The sequence below is a fragment of the Amycolatopsis heterodermiae genome (assembly GCF_034929455.1).
Lineage (GTDB): Bacteria > Actinomycetota > Actinomycetes > Mycobacteriales > Pseudonocardiaceae > Amycolatopsis > Amycolatopsis heterodermiae.
This window is the reverse complement of record NZ_JAYFSI010000001.1, coordinates 1,789,002-1,815,526: the sequence shown is the minus strand read 5'-3', so window position 1 is coordinate 1,815,526 and position 26,525 is coordinate 1,789,002. Positions and strand designations below refer to the sequence as shown.

The 26,525-nt window shown below is 69.3% G+C and carries 24 protein-coding genes and 1 tRNA gene; 18 read left to right on the top strand and 7 right to left on the bottom strand.

Annotation, left to right across the window (positions count from 1 at the left end; all coding sequences use genetic code 11):
- Window positions 1-65 precede the first annotated feature (65 nt).
- The 4 genes from VA596_RS08935 (at window position 66) to VA596_RS08920 (ending at window position 2,636) form a co-directional block, all read left to right on the top strand.
- Window positions 66-716: a hypothetical protein gene (locus VA596_RS08935; RefSeq protein ID WP_323324932.1), complete on the top strand. Its 651-nt coding sequence runs from the start codon at window positions 66-68 to the stop codon at window positions 714-716.
- A 98-nt stretch (window positions 717-814) separates the two neighbouring features.
- Complete coding sequence (locus VA596_RS08930) at window positions 815-1,165, top strand: YciI family protein (protein ID WP_323324930.1); 351 nt, start codon at window positions 815-817, stop codon at window positions 1,163-1,165.
- A complete protein-coding gene (locus VA596_RS08925) occupies window positions 1,162-2,379 on the top strand; it encodes an RNA polymerase sigma factor (RefSeq protein ID WP_323324928.1) in 1,218 nt (405 codons plus the stop codon). Before VA596_RS08930 ends, VA596_RS08925 begins: the two co-directional genes overlap by 4 nt.
- A complete protein-coding gene (locus tag VA596_RS08920) occupies window positions 2,370-2,636 on the top strand; it encodes a hypothetical protein (RefSeq protein WP_323324926.1) in 267 nt (88 codons plus the stop codon). The genes VA596_RS08925 and VA596_RS08920 overlap by 10 nt, the downstream gene beginning before the upstream one ends.
- A gap of 21 nt (window positions 2,637-2,657) precedes the next feature.
- On the opposite strand, the gene VA596_RS08915 is transcribed toward VA596_RS08920, so the two are convergent.
- Window positions 2,658-2,728: transfer RNA gene (locus VA596_RS08915), tRNA-Gly, on the bottom strand.
- Between the two features lie 110 nt (window positions 2,729-2,838).
- Between VA596_RS08915 and VA596_RS08910 the strand changes: the two genes are divergently transcribed.
- A complete protein-coding gene (locus VA596_RS08910; protein ID WP_323324924.1) occupies window positions 2,839-4,032 on the top strand; it encodes an oxygenase MpaB family protein in 1,194 nt (397 codons plus the stop codon).
- Window positions 4,033-4,055: 23 nt separating this feature from the next.
- A complete protein-coding gene (gene dcd / locus VA596_RS08905; protein WP_323324922.1) occupies window positions 4,056-4,637 on the top strand; it encodes a dCTP deaminase in 582 nt (193 codons plus the stop codon).
- Here the strand turns inward: dcd and VA596_RS08900 are convergent.
- The gene (locus tag VA596_RS08900; protein WP_323324920.1) at window positions 4,634-5,827 is read right to left on the bottom strand and encodes an FAD-dependent oxidoreductase; all 1,194 of its coding nucleotides are present in this window, start codon (window positions 5,825-5,827) and stop codon (window positions 4,634-4,636) included. The genes dcd and VA596_RS08900 overlap by 4 nt on opposite strands.
- A 73-nt stretch (window positions 5,828-5,900) precedes the next feature.
- On the opposite strand from VA596_RS08900, the gene VA596_RS08895 reads away from it, so the two are divergent.
- From VA596_RS08895 to VA596_RS08885, 3 genes are all read left to right on the top strand, one after another.
- The gene (locus tag VA596_RS08895; RefSeq protein ID WP_323324918.1) at window positions 5,901-6,371 is read left to right on the top strand and encodes a MarR family winged helix-turn-helix transcriptional regulator; all 471 of its coding nucleotides are present in this window, start codon (window positions 5,901-5,903) and stop codon (window positions 6,369-6,371) included.
- 78 nt (window positions 6,372-6,449) lie between these two features.
- Window positions 6,450-12,302, top strand: a complete 5,853-nt coding sequence (locus VA596_RS08890) for a DUF7507 domain-containing protein (protein ID WP_323324916.1) — start codon at window positions 6,450-6,452, stop codon at window positions 12,300-12,302.
- 127 nt (window positions 12,303-12,429) lie between these two features.
- On the top strand, window positions 12,430-13,122 hold the full coding sequence (locus VA596_RS08885; RefSeq protein ID WP_323324914.1) for a CAP domain-containing protein: 693 nt from the start codon (window positions 12,430-12,432) through the stop codon (window positions 13,120-13,122).
- 1 nt (window position 13,123) lies between these two features.
- Here the strand turns inward: VA596_RS08885 and VA596_RS08880 are convergent, their stop codons facing one another.
- The 4 genes from VA596_RS08880 to VA596_RS08865 all read right to left on the bottom strand — a co-directional run bounded on the left by VA596_RS08880 (window position 13,124) and on the right by VA596_RS08865 (window position 18,235).
- Entirely contained in the window at window positions 13,124-14,128 is a 1,005-nt protein-coding gene (locus tag VA596_RS08880) for a cation diffusion facilitator family transporter (protein ID WP_323324912.1), read from the bottom strand.
- Between the two features lie 17 nt (window positions 14,129-14,145).
- Window positions 14,146-14,766 (bottom strand): DUF742 domain-containing protein, encoded by a 621-nt coding sequence (locus tag VA596_RS08875; RefSeq protein ID WP_323324910.1) that lies wholly within the window; start codon window positions 14,764-14,766, stop codon window positions 14,146-14,148.
- Between the two features lie 217 nt (window positions 14,767-14,983).
- Entirely contained in the window at window positions 14,984-15,919 is a 936-nt protein-coding gene (locus tag VA596_RS08870; protein ID WP_323324908.1) for a hypothetical protein, read from the bottom strand.
- A gap of 90 nt (window positions 15,920-16,009) precedes the next feature.
- Window positions 16,010-18,235 (bottom strand): (Fe-S)-binding protein, encoded by a 2,226-nt coding sequence (locus VA596_RS08865; RefSeq protein WP_323324906.1) that lies wholly within the window; start codon window positions 18,233-18,235, stop codon window positions 16,010-16,012.
- 153 nt (window positions 18,236-18,388) lie between these two features.
- Between VA596_RS08865 and VA596_RS08860 the strand changes: the two genes are divergently transcribed.
- From VA596_RS08860 to VA596_RS08845, 4 genes are read left to right on the top strand one after another with little or no spacing between them, the layout of a single operon-like run.
- Complete coding sequence (locus tag VA596_RS08860; protein ID WP_323324904.1) at window positions 18,389-18,718, top strand: DMT family transporter; 330 nt, start codon at window positions 18,389-18,391, stop codon at window positions 18,716-18,718.
- On the top strand, window positions 18,715-19,275 hold the full coding sequence (locus VA596_RS08855) for a TetR/AcrR family transcriptional regulator (protein ID WP_323324902.1): 561 nt from the start codon (window positions 18,715-18,717) through the stop codon (window positions 19,273-19,275). Before VA596_RS08860 ends, VA596_RS08855 begins: the two co-directional genes overlap by 4 nt.
- Window positions 19,276-19,289: 14 nt before the next feature.
- Window positions 19,290-19,736 carry a cyanase gene (gene cynS / locus VA596_RS08850; RefSeq protein WP_323324900.1) on the top strand — a complete coding sequence of 149 codons (447 nt, stop codon included), beginning with the start codon at window positions 19,290-19,292 and terminating at the stop codon, window positions 19,734-19,736.
- Window positions 19,737-19,764: 28 nt separating this feature from the next.
- Window positions 19,765-20,199 (top strand): GNAT family N-acetyltransferase, encoded by a 435-nt coding sequence (locus VA596_RS08845; protein WP_323324898.1) that lies wholly within the window; start codon window positions 19,765-19,767, stop codon window positions 20,197-20,199.
- A gap of 236 nt (window positions 20,200-20,435) precedes the next feature.
- Here the strand turns inward: VA596_RS08845 and VA596_RS08840 are convergent, their stop codons facing one another.
- Complete coding sequence (locus VA596_RS08840; RefSeq protein ID WP_323324896.1) at window positions 20,436-20,969, bottom strand: YbhB/YbcL family Raf kinase inhibitor-like protein; 534 nt, start codon at window positions 20,967-20,969, stop codon at window positions 20,436-20,438.
- Between the two features lie 173 nt (window positions 20,970-21,142).
- On the opposite strand from VA596_RS08840, the gene VA596_RS08835 reads away from it, so the two are divergent.
- The 5 genes from VA596_RS08835 to dnaJ all read left to right on the top strand — a co-directional run bounded on the left by VA596_RS08835 (window position 21,143) and on the right by dnaJ (window position 26,521).
- Window positions 21,143-21,913 (top strand): DUF4097 family beta strand repeat-containing protein, encoded by a 771-nt coding sequence (locus VA596_RS08835; protein WP_323324894.1) that lies wholly within the window; start codon window positions 21,143-21,145, stop codon window positions 21,911-21,913.
- A 29-nt stretch (window positions 21,914-21,942) separates the two neighbouring features.
- The gene (locus VA596_RS08830; RefSeq protein ID WP_323324892.1) at window positions 21,943-22,176 is read left to right on the top strand and encodes a hypothetical protein; all 234 of its coding nucleotides are present in this window, start codon (window positions 21,943-21,945) and stop codon (window positions 22,174-22,176) included.
- Window positions 22,177-22,730: 554 nt separating this feature from the next.
- Window positions 22,731-24,602, top strand: a complete 1,872-nt coding sequence (gene dnaK / locus VA596_RS08825) for a molecular chaperone DnaK (protein ID WP_323324890.1) — start codon at window positions 22,731-22,733, stop codon at window positions 24,600-24,602.
- Entirely contained in the window at window positions 24,599-25,306 is a 708-nt protein-coding gene (grpE, locus tag VA596_RS08820) for a nucleotide exchange factor GrpE (protein WP_323324888.1), read from the top strand. The genes dnaK and grpE overlap by 4 nt, the downstream gene beginning before the upstream one ends.
- A gap of 36 nt (window positions 25,307-25,342) precedes the next feature.
- Window positions 25,343-26,521 (top strand): molecular chaperone DnaJ, encoded by a 1,179-nt coding sequence (gene dnaJ, locus VA596_RS08815; protein ID WP_323324886.1) that lies wholly within the window; start codon window positions 25,343-25,345, stop codon window positions 26,519-26,521.
- The last annotated feature ends 4 nt before the right edge of the window (window positions 26,522-26,525 follow it).

Below are 26,525 nucleotides of genomic sequence, written 5' to 3'. Positions count from 1 at the left end.
ATGAATTCAGCGAGCGGACGACCCCGGGTCTCGGCCCGCGGTCGCCCGATGGTGGGATATGGCCCATGTCGACCGAGTGGCCCTTGCGCCAGGATCCGGAAGCACCGGTCATCATCGCCATGGCTCTGGTTTCCGACGCGGACGCACTGGGCTTCGTCGTGCTGGACGACGAAGACGACTGGTTCATCAGCGACGGCACCGAGCTGTCCGAAGACGTGCTGGTCAACCGCGAGAACTTCGGCAAGTTGTCGGTCCGCGAGGCCCTCGAGCTGCTCCCGCAGCTGGCGGCGCTGGCCGAGCTGCCGACGGGCATGGCCGCCGACTGGGACCCGGACCACCGCACGTGGCTGCTCTCGTCGGTCACCGGCTCCGACGACGAGGACGAGGACATCCGGCTGCTCGCTCAGCGCCGCGCCGCCTGGGAGTTCGAAGGCTCGCCGGACGACGAAGCGCAGATCAGCAGCGGCCTGACCGAGATCCCGACCGGCCCGCAGCGTCCGGTCCGCGCGGTCCGCCAGGTCGTCCGCGAGCAGGACGGCACGTGGCTGTTCGTCGGCTTCGAGGTCCCGGAAGCGGAGGACTTCGAGGTCGAGGGCCTGGAGCTGGAGCACGTCGCGAAGCTGTACCCGGACGTCAGCACCGTCCTGAAGGCCGCGCCGGGCCAGGTCTACGACCGCGCGACCCCGGACAGCGACTGGGAGCTCGTCGAAGGCTAGAGAGAAAGTCCGGCGCGGTTGTCCCGGAGCGGTCCGCGCCGTTCGTCCTTACAGTGAGAGCCGGCGATCGGCGCCGGTCGACCCTGTGAGGAGCTGTCATGCCCCAGTACGCCGCCATCATCTACGCCTCCGACGTCGATCCGACCCGGCCCGAGGCCACCGAGATGATGCAGGACTACAACGAGTTCGGGGCGGCCGCGGAGGCCGTGATCCGCGGTGGCGCGGCCCTCTACCCGACCGCGACCGCGACGACCGTGCGCGTCACCGGCGGCAAGGGCGGCGACATCGTCACCACCGACGGCCCGTACGCCGAGACGAAGGAAGCCCTCACCGGCTTCTACCTCATCGAGTGCGCCGACCTCGACGAAGCCGTCAAGGTCGCGGCCCAGATCCCGGGCGCCTGGGACGGCGCGATCGAGGTCCGGCCGGTCGTCGAATTCGGCAAGTGACCTTCGCCGGTGACGCGGTCGCGCGGCTGGTCCGGGACGAGGGCACCCGGGTACTGGCCACGCTGGTCCGCGTCACCGGCAGCGTCGACCTGGCCGAGGACGCGGTCCAGGACGCGGTGGTCCGCGCCCTCGAGACGTGGCCGCGCGACGGCGTCCCCGACAACCCGCGCGGCTGGCTGCTGGTCGCGGCCCGCCGGCGTGCGGTCGACGTCGTCCGCCGCGAAGCGAAGCGGCTCGGGAAGGAGGCGGACGCGATGCCCGCCGTCGACCCGTTCCCCGATCCGCTCGCGGTCCGCGACGATTTGCTGAGGCTGGTCTTCACGTGCTGCCACCCGGCGTTGTCGCTGGACGCGTCCGTGGCGCTGGCCCTCCGCACGCTGGGCGGTCTGTCGACGGCGGAGGTGGCGCGCGCACTGCTGCTCCCCGAAGCGACGCTGGCGAAACGCTTGACGCGCGCGAAGCAGAAGATCGCCCAGGCGCACATTCCCTACCGGGTGCCGTCCGCCGAAGAACTGCCTGAGCGGCTGTCCGGGGTGGCGTCGACGATCTACCTGATCTTCAACGAGGGCTACACGGGGCGCCTTTCGATGACCGCTGAAGGTGTCCGCCTGGCACGGTTGCTGGCGGAACTGATGCCGGACGAGCCGACGGCCCTCGGCCTCCTGGCGCTGGTCCTCCTGCAGGACGCCCGCCGTACGGCCCGTACCTCCGAGGGTGTGCCGGTCTTGCTGTCCCTGCAGGATCGCTCGTTGTGGGACCCCGACCTGATCAAGGAGGGCGTCTCGCTGGTGGGCGTGGGACTCCGCCGAACCCCGTCGGTGCCCAACCCGTACGTGGTCCAGGCAGCAATCGCAGCCTGCCACGACCTGGCCCCGTCGTACACCGAAACGAACTGGGACGCGGTGATCTCCTGGTACGACGTGCTGTTGTCCGTCCAGGACACGGCGGTGGTCCGCCTGAACCGCGCGGCAGCAGTAGCAGAACGCGACGGCCCGGCGGCAGCTTTGGCTTTGGTGGACGCACTGCCTGGTTTGGAGAACTACCCGTGGTGGCACGCCTCACGCGCGGAGTTGTTGCACCGCACGGGTTCTCCCGACGCCGCCGACGCCTTGGCTCGCGCGGAGGCGACCGGTCTCCCGGCTGCCCACGCGGCGCACCTGCGCCGACGGATAAATCAGTTGCCCCCGACTCGGACAATGGACTCGTGGCATTGAAAGAGCGGTTGGCCGACTGGGTCGACTTGGAGAGCGCGGAGTACTACCTGGCGATCGAACTCGGCGTATTCAGCGGTGACGAAGAGTGGGTCGGGATCAAGTGGATCTTCTGGTCCGAGAACAAGCTGGGCAGCGGCCTCTACAAGGCATTGCTCGGGCTGATCGACGCCGGCGTACTCGAACACCGCGACGAACCCGACCATCAGGTGCGCTGGTGTCACACACCCGATCCGGAAAGCGAAAAGCCCCGGAGGTGAATTCCGGGGCTTTCGGCTGAGAGCGGATGACGGGAATCGAACCCGCGTATTCAGCTTGGGAAGCTGATGTTCTACCATTGAACTACATCCGCAGTGCGTGGCAAGCATACACGGCGTGGTGATCCTCCTGTCCAGACCCTCCCCCTCCTTGACGTTGGCGCGTCAAGTGACAACACTTGTTGTCGACGTTGGAGGTAGGCCGATGGAGGATCCCGAGCTGTTCCGGGAGGGTGGGTTCCGGCTTGCTTCGCGCCTGTTCATCGAAGGGGACATCCGGGGTGACGCGCGGCAGGTCGCGCGGCTTCGGGAGTTTGCCCAGGTCGAGGACCGGCTGGCCGATGACGTCGTCGCCTGGATGGCGCGGCAGCCGCGGGGGCAGGGGCACCGGCTCTTCGAGGACGCCCTCAAGAACGGCGTCGAGGCCGAGGGGCCGCTGAAGGTCTTCTTCGACGCTGTCGAGGCGAAGCCGTACTGGGTTGACGACGAGCGGCTCGAGCGGGGGGCCAAGGCCATCACCCGGGCCGGGTTGCTGGGGCTCTTTCCGCTCGGGGACATGTCGCTCATGGGCGGCTATCTCGCGTCGCGCGCGACGAAGTCGCTGGTCGGGACCGGGGAAATCGAGTACAAGGCGACTCGGCGGCTCGTCGAGACCGCGGCCTGGTGGATCGACGTCACCACGCCCGGCGCCCTTAAACACGGGCGAACCGGGTACGCGTCCGCGCTGCGGATCCGGGTGGTGCACGCCCACGTGCGCGCCGCGATGAACCGGCGGGACGACTGGGACTACGCCGCCTGGGACAAGCCCGTCAACCAGGTGCAGACCGCCGGGACGCTGCTGCTCTTCTCGCTCGTCTACGTCTTCGGCACGCAGCTGCTCGGCCTGCGCTACTCCGCCCGCGAGCGCGGCGACATCCTGCACCTCTGGCGCTACATCGGCTGGCTCATGGGCGTCGACGACGAGCTGCTGCCCAGCGGCGAAGAGGACGCGTGGCGGCTGCTCTGGCTGCTCGCCGCCACCGAGTTCATCCCGGACGACGACTCCAAGCGGCTCGCGAAGGCGCTGGTCGAGGCCAACGCCGCCGTTGGCGAGGGGCGCGGGGCCGTCGGGAAGGTGCTGTCCCACGTCTCCGTCGCCGTGCACTCCTCGATCTCGCGGCTGGTGCTCGGGAAGACCAACGCCGACTTCCTCGAGCTGCCGAACGACCCCGTCGCGCAGGCCGTGATCGTCGGGGTCGCGGGTGTCAACTTCGCCGCCGAGACGGTGCGGCGGTTCATTCCGGGGGCCACCGCGCTGCAGGAACGGATCGGCGAGGCCGGACGCCGCGGGTACGTGAAGCGGCTCGAGAAGATCTTCTCGCCCGACACCACGTACGCGCAGCACATGCGGGCGGCCTGAACCCACCGGATAGGCTTCCCGGCGTGCTGCTCAGTGACCGTGACCTCCGCAAAGAGCTCGACGCCGGCCGGCTCGGCATCGACCCCTTCGATGCCGGCATGGTCCAGCCGTCCAGCGTCGACGTCCGGCTCGACCGGTTCTTCCGCGTCTTCAACAACAGCAAGTACACCCACATCGACCCGCAGCTGCAGCAGGACGAGCTGACCTCCATGGTCGAGAAGGAGGGCGACGAGCCCTTCGTACTGCACCCGGGCGAGTTCGTGCTCGGCTCGACGTTCGAGCTCGTCACCCTGGCCGACGACCTGGCCGGCCGCCTCGAGGGCAAGTCGTCGCTCGGCCGGCTCGGGCTGCTGACCCACTCGACCGCCGGGTTCATCGACCCCGGCTTCTCCGGGCACATCACGCTCGAACTGTCGAACGTCGCGAACCTGCCGATCACGCTCTGGCCGGGCATGAAGATCGGCCAGCTCTGCATCTTCCGGCTGTCCAGCTCGGCCGAGCACCCGTACGGCTCCAGCGAAGCCGGGTCCCGCTACCAGGGGCAGCGCGGCCCGACGCCGAGCCGGGCGTACAAGAACTTCCACCGCGTCGACACCTGGCGCTAAGCGCTCACCTTCGCCGCCCAGTCGATGTGGTGGTTCCACATGAAGGCGTTCGGGTCCTCGGTCTGCGGCTTCGCGAACGCGCGCTTGATGAAGAAGTCGCGGATCACCCGGCCGACCGGGCCGATCACCTTGTCGTCGCCGTTGCGCTTGCCCTGGGCCACGACCGCTTCGACGCGCTCGCGCCGCAGGCCTTCGTAGGTGGCCAGCGCCTGCCCGACGTCCGGCACGTCGCGGAGGCATTTGCCCAGCGTGACGGCGTCTTCGATGGCCATCGACGCGCCCTGGCCCGCCGCCGGTGACGTCGCGTGGGCCGCGTCACCGATGATCACCATGCGGCCGCGGTGCCAGACCGGGACCGTCGGGAAGTCGTACGTCGGCCACGCCGGGTAGACGTCGCGGGTCGCGCGGATGACCTCGGCCGCCGGGGTCCGGTCGCGCGCCACCAGATCCAGCAGTTCGGCCCGCAGCTTCTCGCCGGCCAGCGTGGCCAGCTCGGACGCGGTCGGCTCGGTCTTGCGGGCCGGGTTCGCGAACCACCAGACGCGCCCGTCCGGGGCGACGACGTGGCAGAAGAACAGCTTCCTGCCGAAGACCATGTTCAGCACGCCCGGCTCGTCCGGCAGCGTCAGGCCTTCGGCGAACCCGCCGGTGTTGAGCGTCGGCACGTACCGCGGTGCCGGCGCGTCCGGGTCGATGATCGTCCGGACCCGGGAGCGGAGGCCGTCGGCGCCGATCAGGAGGTCGCCGGTGGCCTTGGAGCCGTCCGAGAAGTCGGCCGTGACCTGCGAAGACGTCTGGCTCGCGCCGATCAGGCGCTTGCCGTATTCGGCGTGGATCCCGCGCCGCGCGGCCTCGTCGCGCAGGGCGACGTACAGGTCGGAGCGCAGCACGGTCTGGCTGACGGTGCCGTCCGGCAGCGCGCCGCCGAGGGAGAACTCGGCCAGCCGCGTGCCGTCGCCGAGGCCGATCGACATCCGCGGCGAGTCGAAGCCCGTGCTCTTGACCACGTCCTTCAGGCCGAGCGGCAGCAGCGCGTCCAGGCCGTTCACGGCCAGGGTCAGGAACGCGCCGACTCCCTCGGCGCCCCGGTCGTAGGCCTCGAACAGCAGCGGTTCGTGGCCGGCTTCGTGCAGTGCGATGGCCGTGATCGTCCCCGCGATCCCGCCCCCGATGATCAGTGCCCGTGTCATCTCGTTCGTCCCCTCGAAACTCTTACAAACTAATTCGTTCTGTCGAACTAAAGAGTGGGCTACGCTGGTCGCCGTGTCAAGCGAGCGAGCGAAGCTGGTCGAAGAGGTCCTGCTCGGGGCCCGTGAGCTGTCGACGGAGACGGTGATGTTCCACACCGCGATCGCCGAGACGCGCGGGCTGTCGCCGGTCGAAAGCAAGGTGCTGGACTACCTCGCCCGGCTCGGCCCGCAGATGCCGAAGGAGCTGGCGCGGCTGTCCGGGCTCGCGCCCGCGTCGGTGACGGCGCTGATCGACCGGCTCGAGCGCAAGGGCTTCGTCGGCCGCGAGCCGCACCCGGACGACCGGCGCAAGGTCCTCATCGCGCTCGACCCGGGGGCGATCGAGCGCAGCGTGCACCTCTGGGACCACCTGGTCGCCAAGGTCGTGGAGCTGTGCGAGCGCTACTCCGACGACGAGCTCCGCACGGTGATCGGGTTCGTCGCCGCGGCGGCGGCCATCACCCACGAGTCGACGGTGCGGCTGACGGATTCCCCGGGCGGGTGATCACCGGGGCCAAAAAGGGCGGGACGGACGGGCGCGTGCCAGGCTCCGGAAGTCGCCTCGGCCCCCGGGAGTGCTCGTATGCCGCTGTCCAGAAAACCGCTTCGGCTCCTGCTGGTCCTGGCCCTGGTTTTCGCGGCTTCCGCAATCACTCCATGGGCTGAAGCGACGGTCGTCAAGCCGTTCAAACTGAACTACAACGACGTCGTCTACGGCGATTTCCTCTACGCGAGCAACGGCGTGGTGCGGTGCCCGGTGAACGCCGACAACGCGCCGACCACCGGCAGCGGCAACACGCCCGCGACCTGCGCGAACACCGCCGACCGGCGCGACACCCTCGTCAACGACAACTTCTTCATGCAGTGGGCCGACGTCGACGCCGACCGCGGCACCTTCGATTCCGCCAAGGCGACGGTCACCATTCCGCCGGGCGCGAAAATCGTCTTCGCGCGGCTGAACTGGGCGGGCAACACCGGCGCCTACACGACGTCGCCGGGTGTGTTGTCGCCGACGAAGATGTGCCAGTCGCGCAACAACAACACCGCAGCGATCGTGCCGCCGGAAACGCCGGCGAAACAGGACGTCCGGCTCACCATCGGCGGCGGGAAATCCGTCGACGTGCCGCCCGCGTCCTACACCGAGGACCCGCTCGACACCTTCAGCGGCGGCCAGTACTACTCCGCCTACGCTGACGTCACCCAGCAGTTCGCCGCCGCGCCGACCGGGTCCGCGCTGGACCTGACCGTCGGCAACGTCTGGGCGCCGAAGGGCTTCAACTGCATGGGCGGCTGGTCGGTCGCCCTGGTCTACGCCTACCCGGAACGCAACGCCGACTACGCGCCGAACAAGCGCGAGGTGTTCGTCTACGACGGGCACGTCCGGCAGAACAGCAGCGACAAACCCACGAACACGACGATCACCGGGTTCCGCGCCGCCGCCCCGGACGCGCACGTCGGCGTCACCGCCTACGAAGGCGACTGGGGCATCTCCGGCGACCAGTTCCTGATCAACGACAAACCGGCCGCCGAACCGTCGGCCGGCGGGACGACGAACTTCTTCATCTCCAACGCCGACAACGCCAGCGATCCCGCGGTGAAGAACAACTTCAGCGTGGACGCCAAGTCGTTCAACGTCGACACGATCCCGGCCGGCGCGACCAGCGCCAAGCTCGGTTTCGCCACCAGCGGCGACTCCTACCTCGCGCAGAACCTCGCCTTCTCGACGCCGGTGCCCGAGCTCCAGATCAGCAAGCGCGCGGAACCGGCCCGGGTGCACCCGGGTGAGCAGGTCACGTTCACCATCGTCGTGACCAACCCGAGCGGCGCCCCGGCGTCCGGGGTGAAGGTCGCCGACGACGCGTTCCCGGCGTGCAGCAAGGACATCGGCACGCTCAAGGGCGGGCAGACGGTCAGCTACACCTGCACCGCGACCGCGCCGGACCAGGACTTCACGAACACCGCGAAGGCCACCGGCACCAGCGCGCTCGGTGATGCGCTGGACGGCACGGCGACTACTTCGGTGAACGTCATCCACCCGGCCATCGGCATCACGAAGTCCGCCGACAAGGCCGCGTACCGCGCCGGCGACACCGTGACCTTCACGCTCAAGGTCACCAACACCGGCGACGCCAACCTCACCGCGCTGCAGGTCACCGACCCGAAGACGCCGTCGTGCGCGCAACGGCTCGCGGGCGTGCTGAAGCCCGGCGAGACCCGCACCCTCACCTGCACGGCGAAGGCGCCGGTCGCCGACGGCGTCAACACCGCGACCGCCAGTGGCGTCGACGGCCTCGGCAAGCAGGTCACGGCCACCGCCGACGCACCCGCGCCGACGATCGCCCCGGCCATCGACGTCACCAAGACCGCCACCCCGCCGGTGATCCACGCCGGTGAGGCCGTCACGTGGACGATCACCGTCAAGAACACCGGCGACAGCCCGCTGGCCCCGGTGAAGCTCACCGACGACACGACGACGTCGTGCTCGCGCGCGTTCGACAGCCTCGCCGCGGGCGCGTCGCAGACCTACACCTGCACCGCGAACCCGTCGAAGACCACGACGAACACGGTCACCGTCACCGGCACCGATCGCTCCGGCCAGCCGGTCACTGACACGGCCAAGGCGACCGTCACGGTGATCAGCCCGGCGCTGACCATCACGAAGGACGCCTCACCGGCGACCGTCCGCACCGGCGACCAGATCACGTTCACGATCACCGTCACGAACTCCGGTGACGTGCCGCTGACCGGCGTCGCCGTCACCGACGACCGGACCCCGGCGTGCGCGAAGACGTTCGGCACCCTGGCACCGCAGGCGAAGCAGACCTACACCTGCACCGCCCCGGCACCGGCCGACGACTTCACGAACACCGCGACCGCCACCGGCAAGGACCAGCTCGGCCGCGAGGTGAAGGTCACCGACGACGCCGTCGTCGACGTGATCCACCCGGCGATCGCGATCGCCAAGGACGCCGCTCCCGCGCAGGTCCGCGAGGGCGACACCGTGACCTGGACGATCACCGTGACCAACACCGGCGACGTGCCGCTCACCGGCGTCGCCGTCGCCGACGACAAGGTCGCCCCGTGCGCGAAGCCGCTCGGAACCCTGGCGCCGCAGGCGAAGCAGACCTACACCTGCACCACCGTCGCGGGCACGACCGGCTTCACGAACACCGCGAAGGCCACCGGCACCGACCCGACGAAGCGGCCTGCGGACGCGTCCGACGACGCCTCGTTCACCGTGCAGCACCCGGCCGTCACGATCACCAAGGACGTCACCGGCGGACCCTTCCGCCCGGGCGACACCGTGCCGTTCCGGATCACCGTCCGCAACACCGGTGACGTGCCGCTGACCGGTGTCCGGGTCGCGGACGCGCTCGTCGCAGGTTGTGCGCAAACCTTCGACGGCGCGCTCGAACCCGGTGGCACGTGGGGCTTCGGCTGCACCGGCACCGCGCCGGCCGACGACTTCACGAACACCGTGCAGGTCACCGGCACCCCGCCGGTCGGTCCCACGGTGACCGCCTCCGACGACGCGCCCGTCGACGTGATCCACCCGGGCATCGCGATCACCAAGGCCGCCGACCCGAAGGTCGTCCGTGCCGGCGACACCGTGACGTTCACGATCACCGTGACGAACACCGGTGACAGCCCGCTGAGGGACGTCTTCGTGGCCGACCGGCAAGCTCCGGAGTGCGCTCAGCGTCTCGGCACGCTGGCACCCCAGGCGAAGCAGGCCTACACCTGCAAGCTCGTGGCCGGCGAAGCGGACTTCACCAACACCGCCACCGCCAACGGAACCGACGGCACGAACCGCCCGGTGACGTCGACCGCCGAGGCCGCGGTGGACGTGATCCACCCGGCGATCGGCATCACCAAGGACGCCGCGCCCGCCCAGGTCCGTGAGGGCGACACAGTGACGTTCACGATCGTCGTGAAGAACACGGGCGACGTACCGCTGACAGATGTGTCCGTTGTGGACAGCCGGACGCCGTCGTGCGCTCAGACCATCGGCTCCCTCCCTCCCGGTGCCGAACAGCACCACTCCTGCACCGTAACCGCGGGCACCGACAGTTTTACGAACACGGCGACCGCGACCGGCACGGATCCGACCGATCGCCAGGTCACGGCCACCGACGACGCGTCGTACACCGTGCTGCACCCGGGGCTGTCCCTCGCGAAGGACGTCAAGGGCGGGCCGTTCCGCGAGGGCGACCCGGTGACGTTCACGATCACCGTCGAGAACACCGGCGACTCCCCGCTCACCGGCGTGACGGTGACCGACGAGACCGCGCCGCAGTGCGCGAAGACGTTCGAAACGCTGGCACCGAAGGAAAAGCAGGCCTACGACTGCACGATGACCGCCCCGGCGGACGACGTCGTCAACACGGCGAAGGTCACCGGGAAACCGCCGGCCGGCCCGCCGCTGGACGCCAACGACGACGCGAAGGTCGACGTCATCCACCCGGGCGTGAAGATCACGAAGGAGGCTTCGCCGAAGACGGTGCGCGAAGGCGACGAAGTCACCTTCACCATCGTCGTGACGAACACCGGCGACGTCCCACTGTCCACCGTGGCCATCAGCGACGACAGGACGCCGAGCTGCGCCAAGACGTTCGACGTCTTGGCGCCCGAAGCCGTCCAGACCTACACCTGCACCACCAAGGCGCCGCGCGACGACTTCACCAACACCGCGGGTGTCACCGGCACCGACCCGACCGGCCGCCCGGTGACGTCCACCGGCACCGCCGCGGTCGACGTCATCCACCCGCGGCTCGCCCTGATGAAGGACGCGACGCCGTACGAGGTCCGTGAAGGCGACACCGTCACCTTCACCATCCTCGTGAAGAACGTCGGTGACGTGCCGCTCACCGACGTGACGGTCGCCGACGACCGCACCCCGGCCTGCGCGCACACCGTCGCGAACCTGGCGCCCGACGGCGAAGAGACGTACACGTGCACCACCGTCGCGGGCCGGGACGGCTTCACCAACACCGCGACGGCCACCGGCCAGGACCCGACGAACCGGCCGGTGACGGCGACCGGCGACGCCACCTTCGTCGTCCAGCACCCCGGCCTGACCATCACCAAGAACGTGCGCGGCGGCCCGTTCCGCACCGGCGACCCGGTGCCGTTCGACATCGTGGTGACCAACACCGGCGACGTCGACCTGCACTCGGTGACGGTCGCCGACTCGATCGCCCCCGAATGCGTGCGCAGCATCGGCGCGCTGCCGGCCAAGGGGGTCGAGCGCTACGCGTGCACGATGACCGCGCCGGCCGACGACGTCACGAACGTCGCGAAGGTGACCGGGACGCCGCCGACGGGTGACCTCGTGACCAGCGAGGCGAAGGCGGACGTCGACGTCATCCACCCGGCGGTGAAGATCGACAAGTCGGTCTCGCCCGAGCAGGTGCGGCCGGGCGACGAGGTCACGTACACGATCACGGTGACCAACACCGGCGACGTGCCGCTGACCACCGTGGCCGTCACCGACGACAAGACGCCGGGCTGTGCCTTCACCGTCGCCAAGCTGGACGTCGGCGGCCAGGAGATGCGCCAGTGCTCGGTCGCGGTGCGCGAGGACGTCACGAACGTCGCGTCGGTGACCGGCGACGACCCGACCGGGCGGCCGGTGACGGCTTCGGACGATGCCAGTGTGAACGTGATCGGCCCGGGCATCACCGTGACGAAGACCGGGCCGGCAAAAGCGGTTCTCCCGGGGCAGGAAGCGGTGTTCACGGTCGTCGCGAAAAACACCGGCGACGTTGCGCTGACCGGCGTAACGTTGAATGACCCGATCGCCCCGAAATGCTCGATCGTGATCGGGACGCTCGCGCCCGGGGAATCGTCGAAACCGGTGACCTGTGCCGTGACGATGGGCAATGACGACCTCACCAATACGGTGACCGCGACCGGAGACGATCCGAACGGAAAACCCGTCACGGCGACCGACGACGCACCGGCGAAGGTGGCAAAACCCGCGATCGACCTGCAGAAGAAGGCCGACCCGACGATCCGTCCCGGTGGGACGGTGACCTTCACGCTCGTGGTGCGCAACACCGGGAACGTCGACCTGGCCGATGTGGACGCCGCGGATCCCGCGTATCCCGTCTGCGCCCGGAAGTTCCCGCGGCTTCCCGTCGCCGGCCACCAGGAATGGACGTGCACGGCGACCGCGCCGGCCCGTGGTGACGTGAGCAACACCGCGACGGCCACCGGGACACCCGACACCGAGCAACCCGGGAAACCGGTGCAGGACAGCGCATCCACCACGGTCCACGTGGTGACGCCGCCCGTTTCTCCTGGTCAGGAGCCCAAGCCGACGCCGCTGCCCAACACCGGCTACGACCCGGTTCCCGCGGGATTGACGGCGTTGTCCCTGCTGGGGTGTGGTGTCCTGCTGCTACTGGCCGTCCGAAGGACGCGTCGAAGCTGACGGAAATCGTTCTCGAAATCGTGTGTTCGCCACAGTGCGAAGAGTGACAGTTCGTTAGGAGGGTTCTCGCTGTAATCGTTCCGTGATACGTTCCTGCGCCGTGTCCCCCATTGGTGAACGAGCTCGCGTGGTGATGGTGTCACTCAGTGTGTTGCTCGGCGTCTTCTCCGCGGCAGCCGGCACCTGGATGGCCACCGCGGAAGGAAACACCGCGGAGGCGGCCGCCGCGGCGCTGGTGCTCCCCAACGAGCCCGGCGGGTCCGGCGGCGCCAGCGGCACCGAGCTGAACGGCCAGGCGAAGGGCACCGGAGGCCGGCCGGCCGCACCCACGACGACCTCGGCGGCGGCGCCGACGACGTCCAGCGAAGCGCCGCCCCCGCCCACGACGTCCGCGGCACCGACGTCGACCGAAGCCCCGCCGACCAGCACGAAGCCCGCGGCCCGCGTCGCGCCCTCGGTCGCCGCCCAGGTCCTCGACCTCGTCAACGACGAGCGCGGGAAGGCCGGCTGCAAGCCGCTGGCCGAGGAATCGCACCTCACCCAGGCCGCGCAGGACTACAGCGACGACATGTCGGCCCGGAACTTCTTCTCCCACACCAACCCCGAGGGCGTCACGTTCGACCAGCGCATCAAGAACGCCGGCAACCCGAAGCCGGGCGCGGAGAACATCGCGAAGGGCCAGACGTCCGCGGCACAGGTCATGGAGTCCTGGATGAACTCCGAGGGCCACCGCGCGAACATCCTGAACTGCTCGCTCACGAAGCTGGGCGTCGGGTTCACCAAGGCCGGCAACTACTGGGTGCAGGACTTCGGCTACTGAGCTACGCCGGGTTGTTCCACCGCTCCGCGACGTCGCCGTAGCGGGCCAGCACGGTCGCGCGCAGGTCGGGGTCGGTCCGCGGCACCGGCTCGATGAACACCTCGGTGACGTCGTTGAACGACTCCGTCAGCTCGGCCGCGATCCGGACGCAGGCGCGTTCGAGGTCCGCGGCGCCGAGGGAGTCGTCGAAGTCGACGCGGGTGCAGACCAGGACCTGGTCGGTGCCCATCAGCATGGTCTGCAGGTCGACGACGGCGTCGATCTCGGGCGCGGCGGACAGGTGGTCGCGGACCCCGCGGACGATCTCCGGGTTGGCCTGGCGGCCGATGAGCAGGCCGCGGTTGGTCCGCCCGAGCAGGTAGGCGACGCAGGCGAGCAGCAGGCCGATGACGATCGACGCGACGCCGTCCCAGACCTCCGAGCCGGTGAGCTGGTGCAGCCCGATGCCGGCGAACGCGACCACCAGGCCGACCAGCGCGGCGGAGTCCTCGAACAGCACGGTCTTCGGCGCCGGGTCGTCGATGAGGCGGAGGTACGCCCAGAACGACCGGTTTTCGGCCTTGGACTCCCGGCGGGTCTGCCGCACGGCCTGCACCCACGAGGTGCCTTCGAGCAGGAACGCCGCGGCCAGCACGAGGTAGCTGAGGATCGAGGTGCTCTGCGCTTCGCCGTGTCCGAAAAGCGTCGAAACGCCCTCGTAGAGCGCGAACATCGAGCCCGACGCGAAGATCGACACCGCGGCCAGCAGCGACCAGAAGTAGCGCTCCTTGCCGTAGCCGAAGGGGTGCACCCGGTCGGCCGGGCGGTCGGAACGTTTCAACGCCGTCAGCAGCAGGGCTTCGGTGAACGTGTCGGCCACGGAGTGCGCGGCCTCGGACAGCATCGCGCCCGAGCCGGTGATGATGCCCGCGACGAGCTTCATGATCGCGATCGCCAGGTTCACCCCACCGGCGAGCAGGACGGTCAGGGTGCTTTCGCCGCCGGAGTTTTCGGGTTCCTCGCTCACCTTGGTGAGCGTAATGGTCAGAGGCGCCGAAGGCCGTGCAGCACGCGTTCCATGAGCGCGGCCGCCGGACGGCCGTCGGAGCTCACGCGGGTGTCGTGGATGGTCACCAGGCCCTGCTCGGCCATGTCGTCGAGCAGCACCCGGGCGACGCCGAGCGGGACGCTGAGCCGGGCCGCGACCTCGGCGACCGAGCGCGGGTGGTGGCACAGGGTCCGGACGGAGCGGAACTCGCCGGTCAGGCGGGCGCCGTTCCAGTGCGCGCCGGCCCGCGTCGAGACCATCGCCTCGATGGCGAGGTACCGCCGCGACTGCGTGCGGCCGCGGGTCAGGACGTACGGGCGCACGAGCGTCCGCGGGCCGTACCCGTGGTCCTGCGCCGGGATGATGCGGGCGGCGAAGTCCTCGTCGATCTCGACGTCGGCCACGTCGACGACGTCGGTGACGGGTTCGGGGACGCGCTTGGGCGGCGGCGCCGGCTCGGGGTCCGGCACGAGCCGATCGGCGGCCGTCGAGGACGGGAACCGGGCACCGACGCGGCCGACCGAGGAGGACGGCTGGGGCAGAGCGATGCGATCGTCGGCGTCTTCCGGGGCGGTGTGGAGAGCGTGCCGACCGGCCGACGGGAAGCGTGCACCCACTCGTCCGGTGGTGGTCCGCCGGTCCTGGCCCATCCTCGCTGCCCCCTGATTCCGCGTAGTCAAAGGTTGTCCCCGCTGGCAGCGGTGGCGGCGGGGAAAGGCCAGGATACGCCGGTTGGCCAGCCCATTGGCCAGTGTTTGTCCTTGACTTGCTGCGCCATTCTGGTGATTTTTGGGTGCGCTATTCAGGTAATCGTTTGCCTTGACGAATTCCCAGCTAGTGGACCTTGAGAACACTCACCGGGGTACGAACTCGTCGAACTGTGACAACCAGTAGTGCCACGGTCACGAGGATGAGCGCGGATTGTTCGAATACCGCCGTGCTGCCGGCTTCGCTCGCCGTTTTCAGGCCCAGCCAGCAATAAGTGATCAGTGCGCCGGCGGCCAGCGGGAACGCCGGCGGGCGCAGACGGGTGACGGCGAACACGGTTGCCAGTTCGATCACCAGCAGCAGTCCGACCATCAGCCACGGCAGGCTGTCCATCAACCGGAAGACGAGCTGGAACGCGGTGCTCGCGCCGAGGCCGAGCGCGAACGCGACCCAGGGGCGGCCCGGCGTCGACGTCCAGGCCGGCGCGCGGAACCGGAACGCCGCGACGGCCAGCGCGACCACGACCAGTGCGGCTCCGGCGAGCTGTGCGACGGGCGCGACGAAGGGAGCGAAGGAGTAGGTGATGGCGAAGGTGGCGACGGCGCCGACGACCAGCGACACGCTCCAGAGGCTCAGGCCGACCTTCTTCAGCCACGGTTCGCGGCCGAAGAGGGTCTCGGCGACCGCGATCGGCGCGCCGATGCTCCACACGACGTGCAGCGTCAGGACGTACAGCGTCCACGGCCCGCCGATGCCGAGCCCGGGAACGTGCCCGAACGACAGCAGGTCCAGGCCCAGGTAGTGCGGGTTGAACAGCGTCTGCGTCAGCAGGCCCTCTTCGAAGACGCCGAAGGCCAGCGCGAGGGTGAGGATGGTCGGCCAGCCGCGTCCGGCGCGTCGGGCGGCTTCGCGGATGAGCAGCGCGGCCGCGCCGTAGAAGGCGACGTAGAGCGCGAACATGCCCAGCTGCCGGCCCAGCTCGGGCGTACCGGCCAGGTACTGGTCGCCGAGCAGGAACTCGGCGGTGAACGGGGCGAGCAACACCAGAGTGAGGATTCGCATGCGCTCATCGTCGGGCGGACGCGGCGCCGGGACCCGGGCCAACGATCACGGCCCGGCCATGACATCCGTCGTGGCCGGGCCGTGAGTGCGTCAGACCTCTTCGGAGGCTTCCGAGAGCGACGGCGTCCCGAGGGGCACCGGCTTCGGCTCCGGCTTGCGCTTGACCGACTCCAGCAGCATCTGCGCGACGTCGACGATCTCGACCTTCTCGCTCGCGCTGCCGTCGGCCTGGCGGGCCGTGAGGCCGTCGTTCAGCATGACCTTGCAGAACGGGCAGCCCGTCGCGATCTTCGACGGCGCGGTGCCGAGCGCCTCGTCGACGCGCTCGACGTTGATCCGCTTGCCGATCTTCTCTTCCATCCACATCCGCGCGCCACCGGCACCGCAGCACATCGACTTGTCGCCGTGCCGCGGCATCTCGCGCAGCTGTGCGCCCGTCGCGCTGACCAGCTCACGCGGCGCCTCGTAGACCTTGTTGTGGCGGCCGAGGTAACACGGGTCGTGGTAGGTGACGTCCTCGGCGACCGGCGCCACCGGCACCAGCTGCTTCTCCCGCACCAGGCGGTTCAGCAGCTGAGTGTGGTGCACGACGTCGAACTGGCCGCCCAGCTCCGGGTACTCGTTGGCGAGGGTGTTGAAGCAGTGCGCGCAGGTCACGACGACCTTGCGGGCCTTGCGTTCCCGGCCCTCGAACACCGAGTTCAGGACCTCGACGTTCTGCTGCGCCAGCATCTGGAAGAGGAACTCGTTGCCCGCGCGGCGGGCCGGGTCTCCGGTGCACGACTCCTCCGAGCCGAGCACCTTGTACTTCACGTCGGCCATGTGCAGCAGCTCGGCGACCGCGCGCGTCGTCTTCTTCGCGCGGTCCTCGAACGCGCCGGCGCAGCCGACCCAGAACAGGTACTCGGCGTCGCCCATGTCGCCGTCGAACACCGGGACCTCGAAGTCCAGGTCCTCGGTCCAGGCCAGCCGGTCCTTGGCGTTCTGGCCCCACGGGTTGCCCTTGTTCTCCAGGTTCTTGAACATGCCGTTCAGCTCGCTGGGGAACGACGACTCGATCATCACCTGGTAGCGGCGCATGTCGACGATGTGGTCGACGTGCTCGATGTCCACCGGGCACTGCTCGACGCAGGCGCCGCAGCTGGTGCAGGACCAGAGGACGTCCGGGTCGATGACTCCGCCGTCATCGCCGATCAGGGCCTTCTGCGACTCGGCGATCGCGAGCACGTCGATCCCGGCGTACATGTTGTCGCCGGACAGGCCGACCTCGTCGCCGGCCATGTCGCGCTTGCCACCGGCCAGCATGTACGGCGCCTTCGCGTAGGCGTGGTCACGCAGCTGCGTGATGAGCAGCTTCGGCGACAGCGGCTTGCCGGTGTTCCACGCGGGGCACTGCTCCTGGCAGCGGCCGCACTCGGTGCACGTCGAGAAGTCCAGCCAGCCCTTCCAGCTGAAGTCCTCGATCTTGCCGACGCCGAAGGTGTCCTCGTCCGGGTCGGCCTCCTCGAGGTCGAGGACCTTGCCGCCGCTCATCATCGGCTTGAGCGCGCCGAGGGCGACGCCGCCGTCCTGCTCGCGCTTGAAGTAGATGTTGAAGAACGCGCTGAAGCGGTGCCAGGCGATGCCCATGGTCATCGTGCGGGCGACGACGATCAGCCAGACCGTGGCGCTCATCAGCTTGACGAACGCGAAGACCGTGACCAGGTTCGGGCTGGCCGGCAGCAGCTCGCCGAGCGGGTTCGAGACGAAGGCGGCCCAGGTCGGCGTCTCGTGCGCGCCGAGCGCGGCCTTCGCGGCGCGGACGCCGATGATGCCGATGCCCTCGATCAGGACGACGGCCTCGATGAAGTAGGCCCACTTGAAGTTGGAGCCCTGGAAGCGGCTCTGGCGGTCGGCGCGGCGCGGGTGGTTGCGCTGGCGGATCGCCATCAGCACCAGGATGCCGACAATCGTGCCGAGCCCGAGCAGCTCCATGAGCAGCTGGAACGGCGGGAAGTCGTCGAGGATCGGCCAGCCCCAGTGCGGGACGAAGACCTCGCCGTACGCCTCGAACAGGGCCAGCGAGCCGAGCAGGAAGCCCCACATCACCAGCCAGTGGGCCGGCCCGACGCTGCGCTTCCGGTTCATCCGGGTGTGGGCCGCGAACTCCTTGATCAGCGTCTTCATGCGCGCCGCGATGGGGCCGTTGCGGGTCGCGTCGGGCTGCCCGAGGCGGATGACCCGCACGAAGCGGGCGATCGTCGCGGCGAACATGCCCCAGGCGACGAGGCCGAGCAGGACCGAGATCCCGCCGAGCGTCAGTTGCAGAGCGCCCATCGTTCGGGTGCCTTTCGTCCGGATGGATCAGTGGTGGTGCCGGGAGACTAACCTTCCTTACTGATGAGTAACCCGTTGAGTGGGCCTAAGTCCCACCGATGTGGTGTACGTCGCTCTTTGTTTTGGGACGATCGTTCAGGTAGTTTTCACCCTATGGGTGCGTACCTTCTCCTCGCGCTGGCGATCGCCGCCGAGGTCTCCGCGACGGTCTCGCTGAAGCTCTCCGAGGGCTTCTCGAAGCTCGGCCCGTCGATCATCGTGGTGCTCGGGTACGCCGTCGCGTTCGTCGCGCTGTCGTACGTCCTGAAGATGGGCCTGTCGATCGGCGTCGCGTACGCGATCTGGGCCGCCGCCGGGGTCGCGCTGGTCGCGATCGTCGGCGTCGTGTTCCTCAAGGAGCCGGTCAACGCGGCCATGATCGCCGGGCTCGCGTTGGTGATCGGCGGGGTGGTGCTGATCGAGATCGGGAGTGCGTCGACGTGAAACTGCAGGCCGACGGCCGGAAGGTGCGCGGCGAGAAGCGGCGTGCGGAGATCATCGAGGCGACGCTGCGGGTGATCGAGCGCGACGGCGTCGCGGGCGTCACCCACCGGACGGTCGCCACCGAGGCCGGCGTGCCCACGACGTCCACGACCTACCACTTCTCGTCGCTGGACGACCTGCTGGTCGCGACGCTCATCTCGTGCGCCCGCGACATGGCGACCGAGGTCTACTGGATGATCGACCGCGCCCGCTCGCGCGGCAGCCGCGGCGCCGAGGAGGTCGCCGGCCTGCTGGCGGAGGCGCTCGGCCCGCGTCGCGGCCGCACGATGGCGGAGTACGAGCTGTACCTGCTCGCCGCGCGCAAGCCCGAGCTGCGCCCGGCCGCGCGGCGCTGGCTGGACGTCCTGACGTCGATGGTCCGGCACGACGACGAAGTGGCGTTCCGGGTGTTCCTCGCCGGGATCGACGGGCTGCTGATCCAGGGCCTGATCGACGACGAGCCGCCGTCCGCCGACGAACTTCGCCCGGTTGTCGACTACCTGCTGAAACCTCGTTGATCTAGCGTCGGCACATGACGACGAAGCAGGAAGCCGCGGAAGCCGTTCTTGCCGCGAAGGTCCGTCTCGGCCTCAGCTGGGCGCAGCTCGCCGAAACCCTGGACGCCCCGCTGGCCTGGACGACGTCCGCTCTGCTCGGCCAGCACCCGGTGCCCGCCGAACTGGCGGCGAAGGCGGCGCAGGTCCTGGAGCTGGATTCGGACGCCGAAGCCGCGTTGCGCCTGCAGCCGACGCGCGGCGCGTTGGACGACGTGGTGCCCACCGACCCGACGATCTACCGCTTCTACGAGGTCCTGCAGGTGTACGGGCCGACGATCAAGGAGCTGATCCACGAGCAGTTCGGCGACGGGATCATGAGCGCGATCAACTTCAAGCTCGACGTCTCGCGCCGCGAGGACCCGGGCGGCGAGCGCGTGGTCGTCACCATGGACGGGAAGTTCCTCAAATATCAGTGGGGCTGAGGCTGTCCGCTGGGTTAGCTTGCCGATCATGCGGACATTCGGCGACTACGAACTCGACGACGACCGGGCGCGGCTGGACCTCGAGGTGGTGTGGAAGTTCCTCTCCACCGAGGCGTACTGGGGCCGCTGGCGTACCCGCGCGCAGGTCGAGGCGGCCATCGAAGGCTCGTGGCGGATCGTCGGCGCCTACCGCGGCGGGGAGCTGGTCGGCTTCGCGCGGGCGTTCTCCGACGGCGTCTCGTCGGCCTACCTGGCCGACGTGTTCGTCGTCGACTCCGCGCGCGGCACCGGCGTCGGCAAGGAGATCGTCCGCGAGATGATCGACAACGGTCCCGGCGCGGCTTTCCGCTGGATGCTCCACACCGCCGACGCCCACGGCCTGTACCGGCAGTTCGGCTTCGGCGAGCACACGAAAGGCCGTTACCTGGAGCGCGAAGGCGTCAACGCGGAGTCCTTGCGCTGACGTAGACCGGGCCGGTGCCGGGTCGCGGAGGTATTGCCCTCGGCGACCCACAGCGTCAGGTGCCGGCTCCCGGCCCAGTCGAGGGCAGCGCGGACCAGCACGTCACCCGCCATTCGGCTGGGTCGACGACCGGTTCACCGACCTGGATCGGAGTGTCGCTGTCAGCGGTGACATGACCTGACTGTCTTTGTGTCACCCGGGTTCCGACAATTTCGCGACACCCCGATCTCCGGAACTCAGCCCTTGTTCTCGTAGACCGGCGTGATCACCGCGCGGGCCAGGGTGTGGCCGAACATGTTGAAGCCGAGAAACGCCGGGGTCGAGTCCTCGCCGATCTCCAGCTTGTCGACGTCCAGTGCGTGCACCGCGAAGTAGTAGCGGTGCGGGCCGTGTCCGGGCGGGGGTGCCGCGCCGAGGAACTGCTTGACCCCGCCGTCACCCTTGAGCGTCACCGCTGTTTCGGGGAGGCCGGAGCCGTCGCCCGCGCCCGAGGCCAGCTCGGTCACCGAAGCCGGGATGTTGAACACGGCCCAGTGCCAGAACCCGCTGCCGGTCGGGGCGTCCGGGTCGTAGCAGGTCACGACGAAGCTCTTGGTCTCCGCGGGGAAGCCTTCCCACGACAGCTGCGGTGACCGGTCTTCGCCGCCCGCGCCGAAGATGCCCGAGAGGTGGGGCGTGGCCAGGGTTTCGCCGTCGGCGACGTCGGTGCTGCGGAGGGTGAAGGACGGCACGTCGGGCAGGGACTCGTACGGGCCGGGTTGCTGCGGCATGGATCCTCCTGATCACGGAACTGGAGACCTTCGCCAGGTTAGCCCCGGATCCCGCACCCGCATCTCAGGGAGGGATCTCAGGGTTCTTCGGGGGGTTACCCCCATGTACTGGGCGGTGCCCCGGTCCTAACGTTTTCCGGGCAGAGGGAAACATCACTGAGGGGACCAAGACCATGGCGCGCCCGCTTCTGGCTCTGGGTGGCATCGTCCTGATCGGCGTCGGTCTGGCGACCGCGTTCGGCTGGGGCTGGGGATCGGACTTCAAGAACGACGCCACGCTTTCGCAGACCATCCGCAGCGTGAAGCTGGAAGGTGACTCGGGCGGGGTGAAGATCCGCACCGGCACCGGGGCGTCGACCGTGCACCAGGAGGTCAACTACCACTGGCGCGGCAATCCCGGCGACACCTTCTACCGCGTCGACGGTGACCAGCTCGTGCTCGGCGACTGCGGCGACAACTGCTCCGTCGACTTCGAGGTCGTCGTGCCGGCGGGCGTGCCGGTCACCGGCAAGGTCGACTCCGGTGGCCTGGACATCGCCGGGGTGTCGAGTGTGGACGTCGAGGCCGACTCCGGGAGCGCGCGCGTCGAGAACGTGTCCGGTGCCGTGAACCTGCGGCTCAGCAGCGGTTCCATCGACCTGCGCGACGTCGGCGCGGTGACGCTGAAGAGCGATTCCGGCAGCGTGACCGGCGACGAGGTGCGCGGCCCGGTCGACGTCACGGCTTCGAGCGGGCGCGTCGAATTCAAGCTGGCGCAGGCGAACGACGTCAAGGTGCACGCCGACAGCGGCAGCGTCGAGCTGACCGTGCCGGGCGGCCCGTACCGCGTCGAGGGCAACAGCGACAGCGGGCACCGCGAGATCGACGTCCCGACCGACGGTTCGGCCGCGCACACGCTCGACCTCACCACCGACAGCGGCAGCGTCACAGTCAACGCCGCCTGACTCTTCTTACACACAGGGGAAAAACTTCCATGGGCAAGATCGAACGGCGCGTGCTGGCGGCCGCGCTGCTGGGGGCCGTCACGATGCTGGGCGTCGTGGGGTTCACGCGCGGGGAGAACACCGCGACGCCGGCGCAGGGGGTGCCGGTCTCGGCGGATTCCCACTATCGAGTGACTTCGTGGGACGGCACCGCGGCGGAAACCGTTGTGCTGCAAGAAACTCCGGATTTCTTCTTCACTTCCTGGACCGGCCGCCGCTCCTGAACTGTCGGGGGTCGCTGTTAGGAAGGGGGCACGCCGAAAGCCGGCGTGCAGAGGAGGAACCAGATCATGGACATGCGCCGGATCGCCGCGGCTCGCCGGACATCGTCGGCGCCGGGTTGACCGAGCCGGCCTCGGGCGACGGCCTCCGTGGACCCGTGCTCGCGCGGCAGGTGCTCGGCGCGGTGCCTGAGCGGCGGCCAGTGGTGCCGTCTTGCTGTCACGGCGACTCGGCCCCGAGCGACGCCCTCGCAGTGACCCGGGTGCCGGCCTCGCGACCGTGCCTGCCGGTCGGCGAGCAGCCGAAAGTCCACCTCGGCCCAGGTCAGCTGCCTGGTGAGCGGCCTCACACCCGGTCGGGACCAACTCTCTCGGGTGGGCCGGGAACAAGACTGCCGAACCGCTCGTTAGGCTGCATGTAGAGGTTGAGCGCAGTCGGCTCAAGTCCAGCTTGACGAGACGCGCAGCAGCCCGATAGAACTTGCCAGGGCCCCGCTCAAGGCGAGGAAGAACCCGCAGGTCACGATCCATTGCAGGCTTACACAGGAGGAAGCACCATGGCGCGAGCGGTCGGCATCGACCTCGGCACGACCAACTCGGTCGTCGCCGTCCTGGAGGGCGGCGAGCCGACGGTCATCGCCAACTCCGAAGGCTCCCGGACCACCCCGTCGATCGTCGCCTTCGCCAAGAACGGCGAAGTGCTGACCGGTCAGCCGGCGAAGAACCAGGCGGTCACGAACGTCGACCGGACCATCCGGTCCGTGAAGCGGCACATCGGTACCGACTGGAAGACCGAGATCGACGGCAAGAACTACACGTCGCAGGAGATCAGCGCGCGAGTGCTGATGAAGCTGAAGCGTGACGCCGAGGCGTACCTGGGCGAGACGATCACCGACGCCGTGATCACCGTCCCGGCCTACTTCGAGGACGCGCAGCGGCAGGCCACCAAGGAAGCCGGCCAGATCGCCGGCCTGAACGTGCTCCGCATCGTCAACGAGCCGACCGCCGCCGCGCTGGCGTACGGCCTGGACAAGGGCGAGAAGGAACAGACCATCCTGGTCTTCGACCTCGGTGGCGGCACGTTCGACGTCTCGCTGCTGGAGATCGGCGAGGGCGTCGTCGAGGTCCGCGCGACCTCCGGTGACAACCACCTCGGTGGCGACGACTGGGACGAGCGCATCGTCAAGTGGCTGGTCGACAAGTTCAAGGCCACGAACGGCATCGACCTCACCAAGGACAAGATGGCGCTGCAGCGCATCCGTGAGGCCGCGGAGAAGGCGAAGATCGAGCTGTCCAGCTCGAACTCGGCCGGCATCAACCTGCCCTACATCACGGTCGACGCCGACAAGAACCCGCTGTTCCTCGACGAGCAGCTTTCGCGCGCCGAGTTCCAGAAGATCACCTCGGACCTGCTCGAGCGCACCCGGAAGCCGTTCAACAACGTGATCCGGGACGCGGGCATCGCCGTCGGCGACATCGACCACGTCGTGCTCGTCGGTGGTTCCACCCGCATGCCGGCCGTGTCGGACTTGGTCAAGGAGCTGACCGGCGGCCGCGAGCCGAACAAGGGCGTGAACCCGGACGAGGTCGTCGCGGTCGGCGCGGCGCTGCAGGCCGGTGTGCTGAAGGGCGAGGTCAAGGACGTCCTGCTGCTGGACGTGACCCCGCTGTCGCTGGGCATCGAGACCAAGGGTGGCGTGTTCACCAAGCTCATCGAGCGCAACACCACGATCCCGACCAAGCGCTCGGAGATCTTCTCCACCGCGGACGACAACCAGCCGTCGGTGCAGATCCAGGTGTTCCAGGGTGAGCGCGAGATCGCCGCGCACAACAAGAAGCTCGGCATGTTCGAGCTGACCGGTCTCCCGCCCGCCCCGCGTGGCGTGCCGCAGATCGAGGTCACCTTCGACATCGACGCGAACGGCATCGTGCACGTCCTGGCGAAGGACCTGGGCACGAACAAGGAGCAGTCGATGACGATCACCGGTGGCTCCGCGCTGCCGAAGGACGACATCGAGCGGATGGTCAAGGACGCCGAGGCGCACGCCGAAGAGGACAAGACCCGTCGCGAAGAGGCCGAGACCCGCAACCAGGCCGAGACGCTGGTCTACCAGACCGAGAAGTTCCTCAAGGACAACGACGACAAGCTGCCCGAGGACCTCAAGGGCAAGGTCAAGTCCGCGATCGACGAGTCGAACGAGGCCCTGAAGGGCACCGACTCGGCGAAGATCCGCGAGTCGATCGAGAAGCTGAACACCGCTTCGCAGGAACTGGGCACCGCCCTGTACGCCAACGCGAACGCCGACGCCGCGGCTGGTGCCGCCGGTGCTTCGGGCGCGGCCGGCGACGCCGGTGCGGCCGGCGCTGATGGTGCCAAGGCCGATGACGTGGTGGACGCCGAGATCGTCGAAGAGGACGAGAAGAAGTGACTCACAGCTACGACGAATCCGAGAACCAGGGCCGCGGCCCCGAGGAGCCGGTGGTCGTGCGTGATCGGCGCCGGGTGGACCCGCAGACCGGGCAGGTTCGCCCGCCCGGTCCGGCCCACGCCGCGCCGGAGCCCGACGAGGCGCCCGTGGAACACGCGGGCCCCTCGCTCGGGGAGTCCATCATGGACGATTCGGTGACCGTGGTCTCCGACGTCGAGAAGGAACTCTCCGAGCGCACGGCCGACCTCCAGCGGTTGCAGGCGGAGTACGCCAACTACCGCAAGCGCGTCGAGCGTGACCGCGAAGCGGTCGTGATCGGCGCGAAGGCGACGGTGGTGAACGACCTGCTGCCGCTGCTCGACGACCTCGAGCGGGCCGACCAGCACGGTGACCTCACCGGGGCGTTCAAGGCCGTCGGCGACAAGCTGATCAGCGGCCTGCAGCGCGCGGGGCTCGAGTCGTTCGGCACCGAGGGCGAGGCCTTCGACCCGAGCGTGCACGAGGCCGTGCAGCACAACACCTCGCCGGACGTGGCGGGCCCGACGGTCACCGTGGTCATGCGCCGCGGCTACCGCTTCGGCGACCGCGTGTTGCGGGCGGCGCTGGTCGGCGTGACCGACCACGAGCCCGGCGCGGCCCCGGTGGACCCGCCGGTCGGTGGCGAGTTGCCACTCGGCGGCGGACTCGATGAGCAACAGCAGTAAGCAGTATCCGGTTCCAGCGGAAGGAGGAGGCGCCCGATGAGTGCTCGGGAATGGATCGGTAAGGACTTCTACCGTGAACTGGGCGTCTCCTCCGACGCCACGGCGGACGAGATCAAGAAGGCCTACCGCAAGCTGGCCAAGGAGAACCACCCCGACGCGAACTCCGGCAACGCCGAGGCGGAGCAGAAGTTCAAGGCGGTCTCCGAGGCCTACGGTGTGCTCTCCGACGCGAGCAAGCGCAAGGAGTACGACGAGGCGCGGCGCCTGTTCGGCGGCGGGGGCGGGTTCAACTTCCCCGGTGGCGGCGGCGGTTCCGGCAGCTTCGACATGGGCGACATCTTCGGCCAGGCCGGCGCGGGTGCGGGCCAGCAGCAGGGTTTCGGCGGGCTCGGCGACATCCTCGGCGGGCTGTTCGGCCGCGGCCGGACGACGGCGGGCGCGACGGCCAACCGGCCGCAGCGCGGCGCCGACGTCGAGACGGACGTCCGGATCGACTTCACCGAAGCGGTCAAGGGCGCAACCCTGCCGCTGCGGCTGTCGAGCCCGGCGACCTGCTCGACGTGCGGCGGCAACGGCGCGAAGCCGGGCACGTCGCCGCGGACCTGTCCGACCTGCAGCGGGTCTGGCCTGGTCAGCCGGAGCCAGGGCGCGTTCGCGTTCTCGGAGCCGTGCCGCGACTGCCGCGGCCGCGGGCAGATCATCGACGACCCGTGCCCGGAGTGCGGCGGCGAAGGGGTCAGCACGCGGACCCGCACGCTGACCGTCCGGATCCCGCCGGGTGTCGACGACGACCAGCGGATCCGGCTGGCCGGTCAGGGCGAGCCGGGCCGGGGTGGCGCGCAGGCGGGCGACCTCTACGTCCGGGTGCACGTGGCTCCGCACGCGCTGTTCGGGCGCAAGGGGCTCGACCTGACGATCGCCGTGCCGGTGGACTTCACCGAGCTGACGCTCGGCACCACGATCACCGTGCCGACGCTCGAGGGCAAGGTCTCGCTCAAGGTGCCGCCGGGCACCGCGAGCGGGCGGGTGCTGCGGGTGCGCGGCAAGGGCATCGCGAAGCGCGACGGTTCACAAGGTGATCTGCTCGTCACCCTCCAGGCCGCGATTCCCGCCAAACTGGACGACAAGGCGCGCGAGGCTCTGCAGGCGTACGCCGAGTCGATGGCCGGGCACGATCCCCGGCCCGAGATCACTGAGCTGCTCGAAGGCAGGTGAGTGG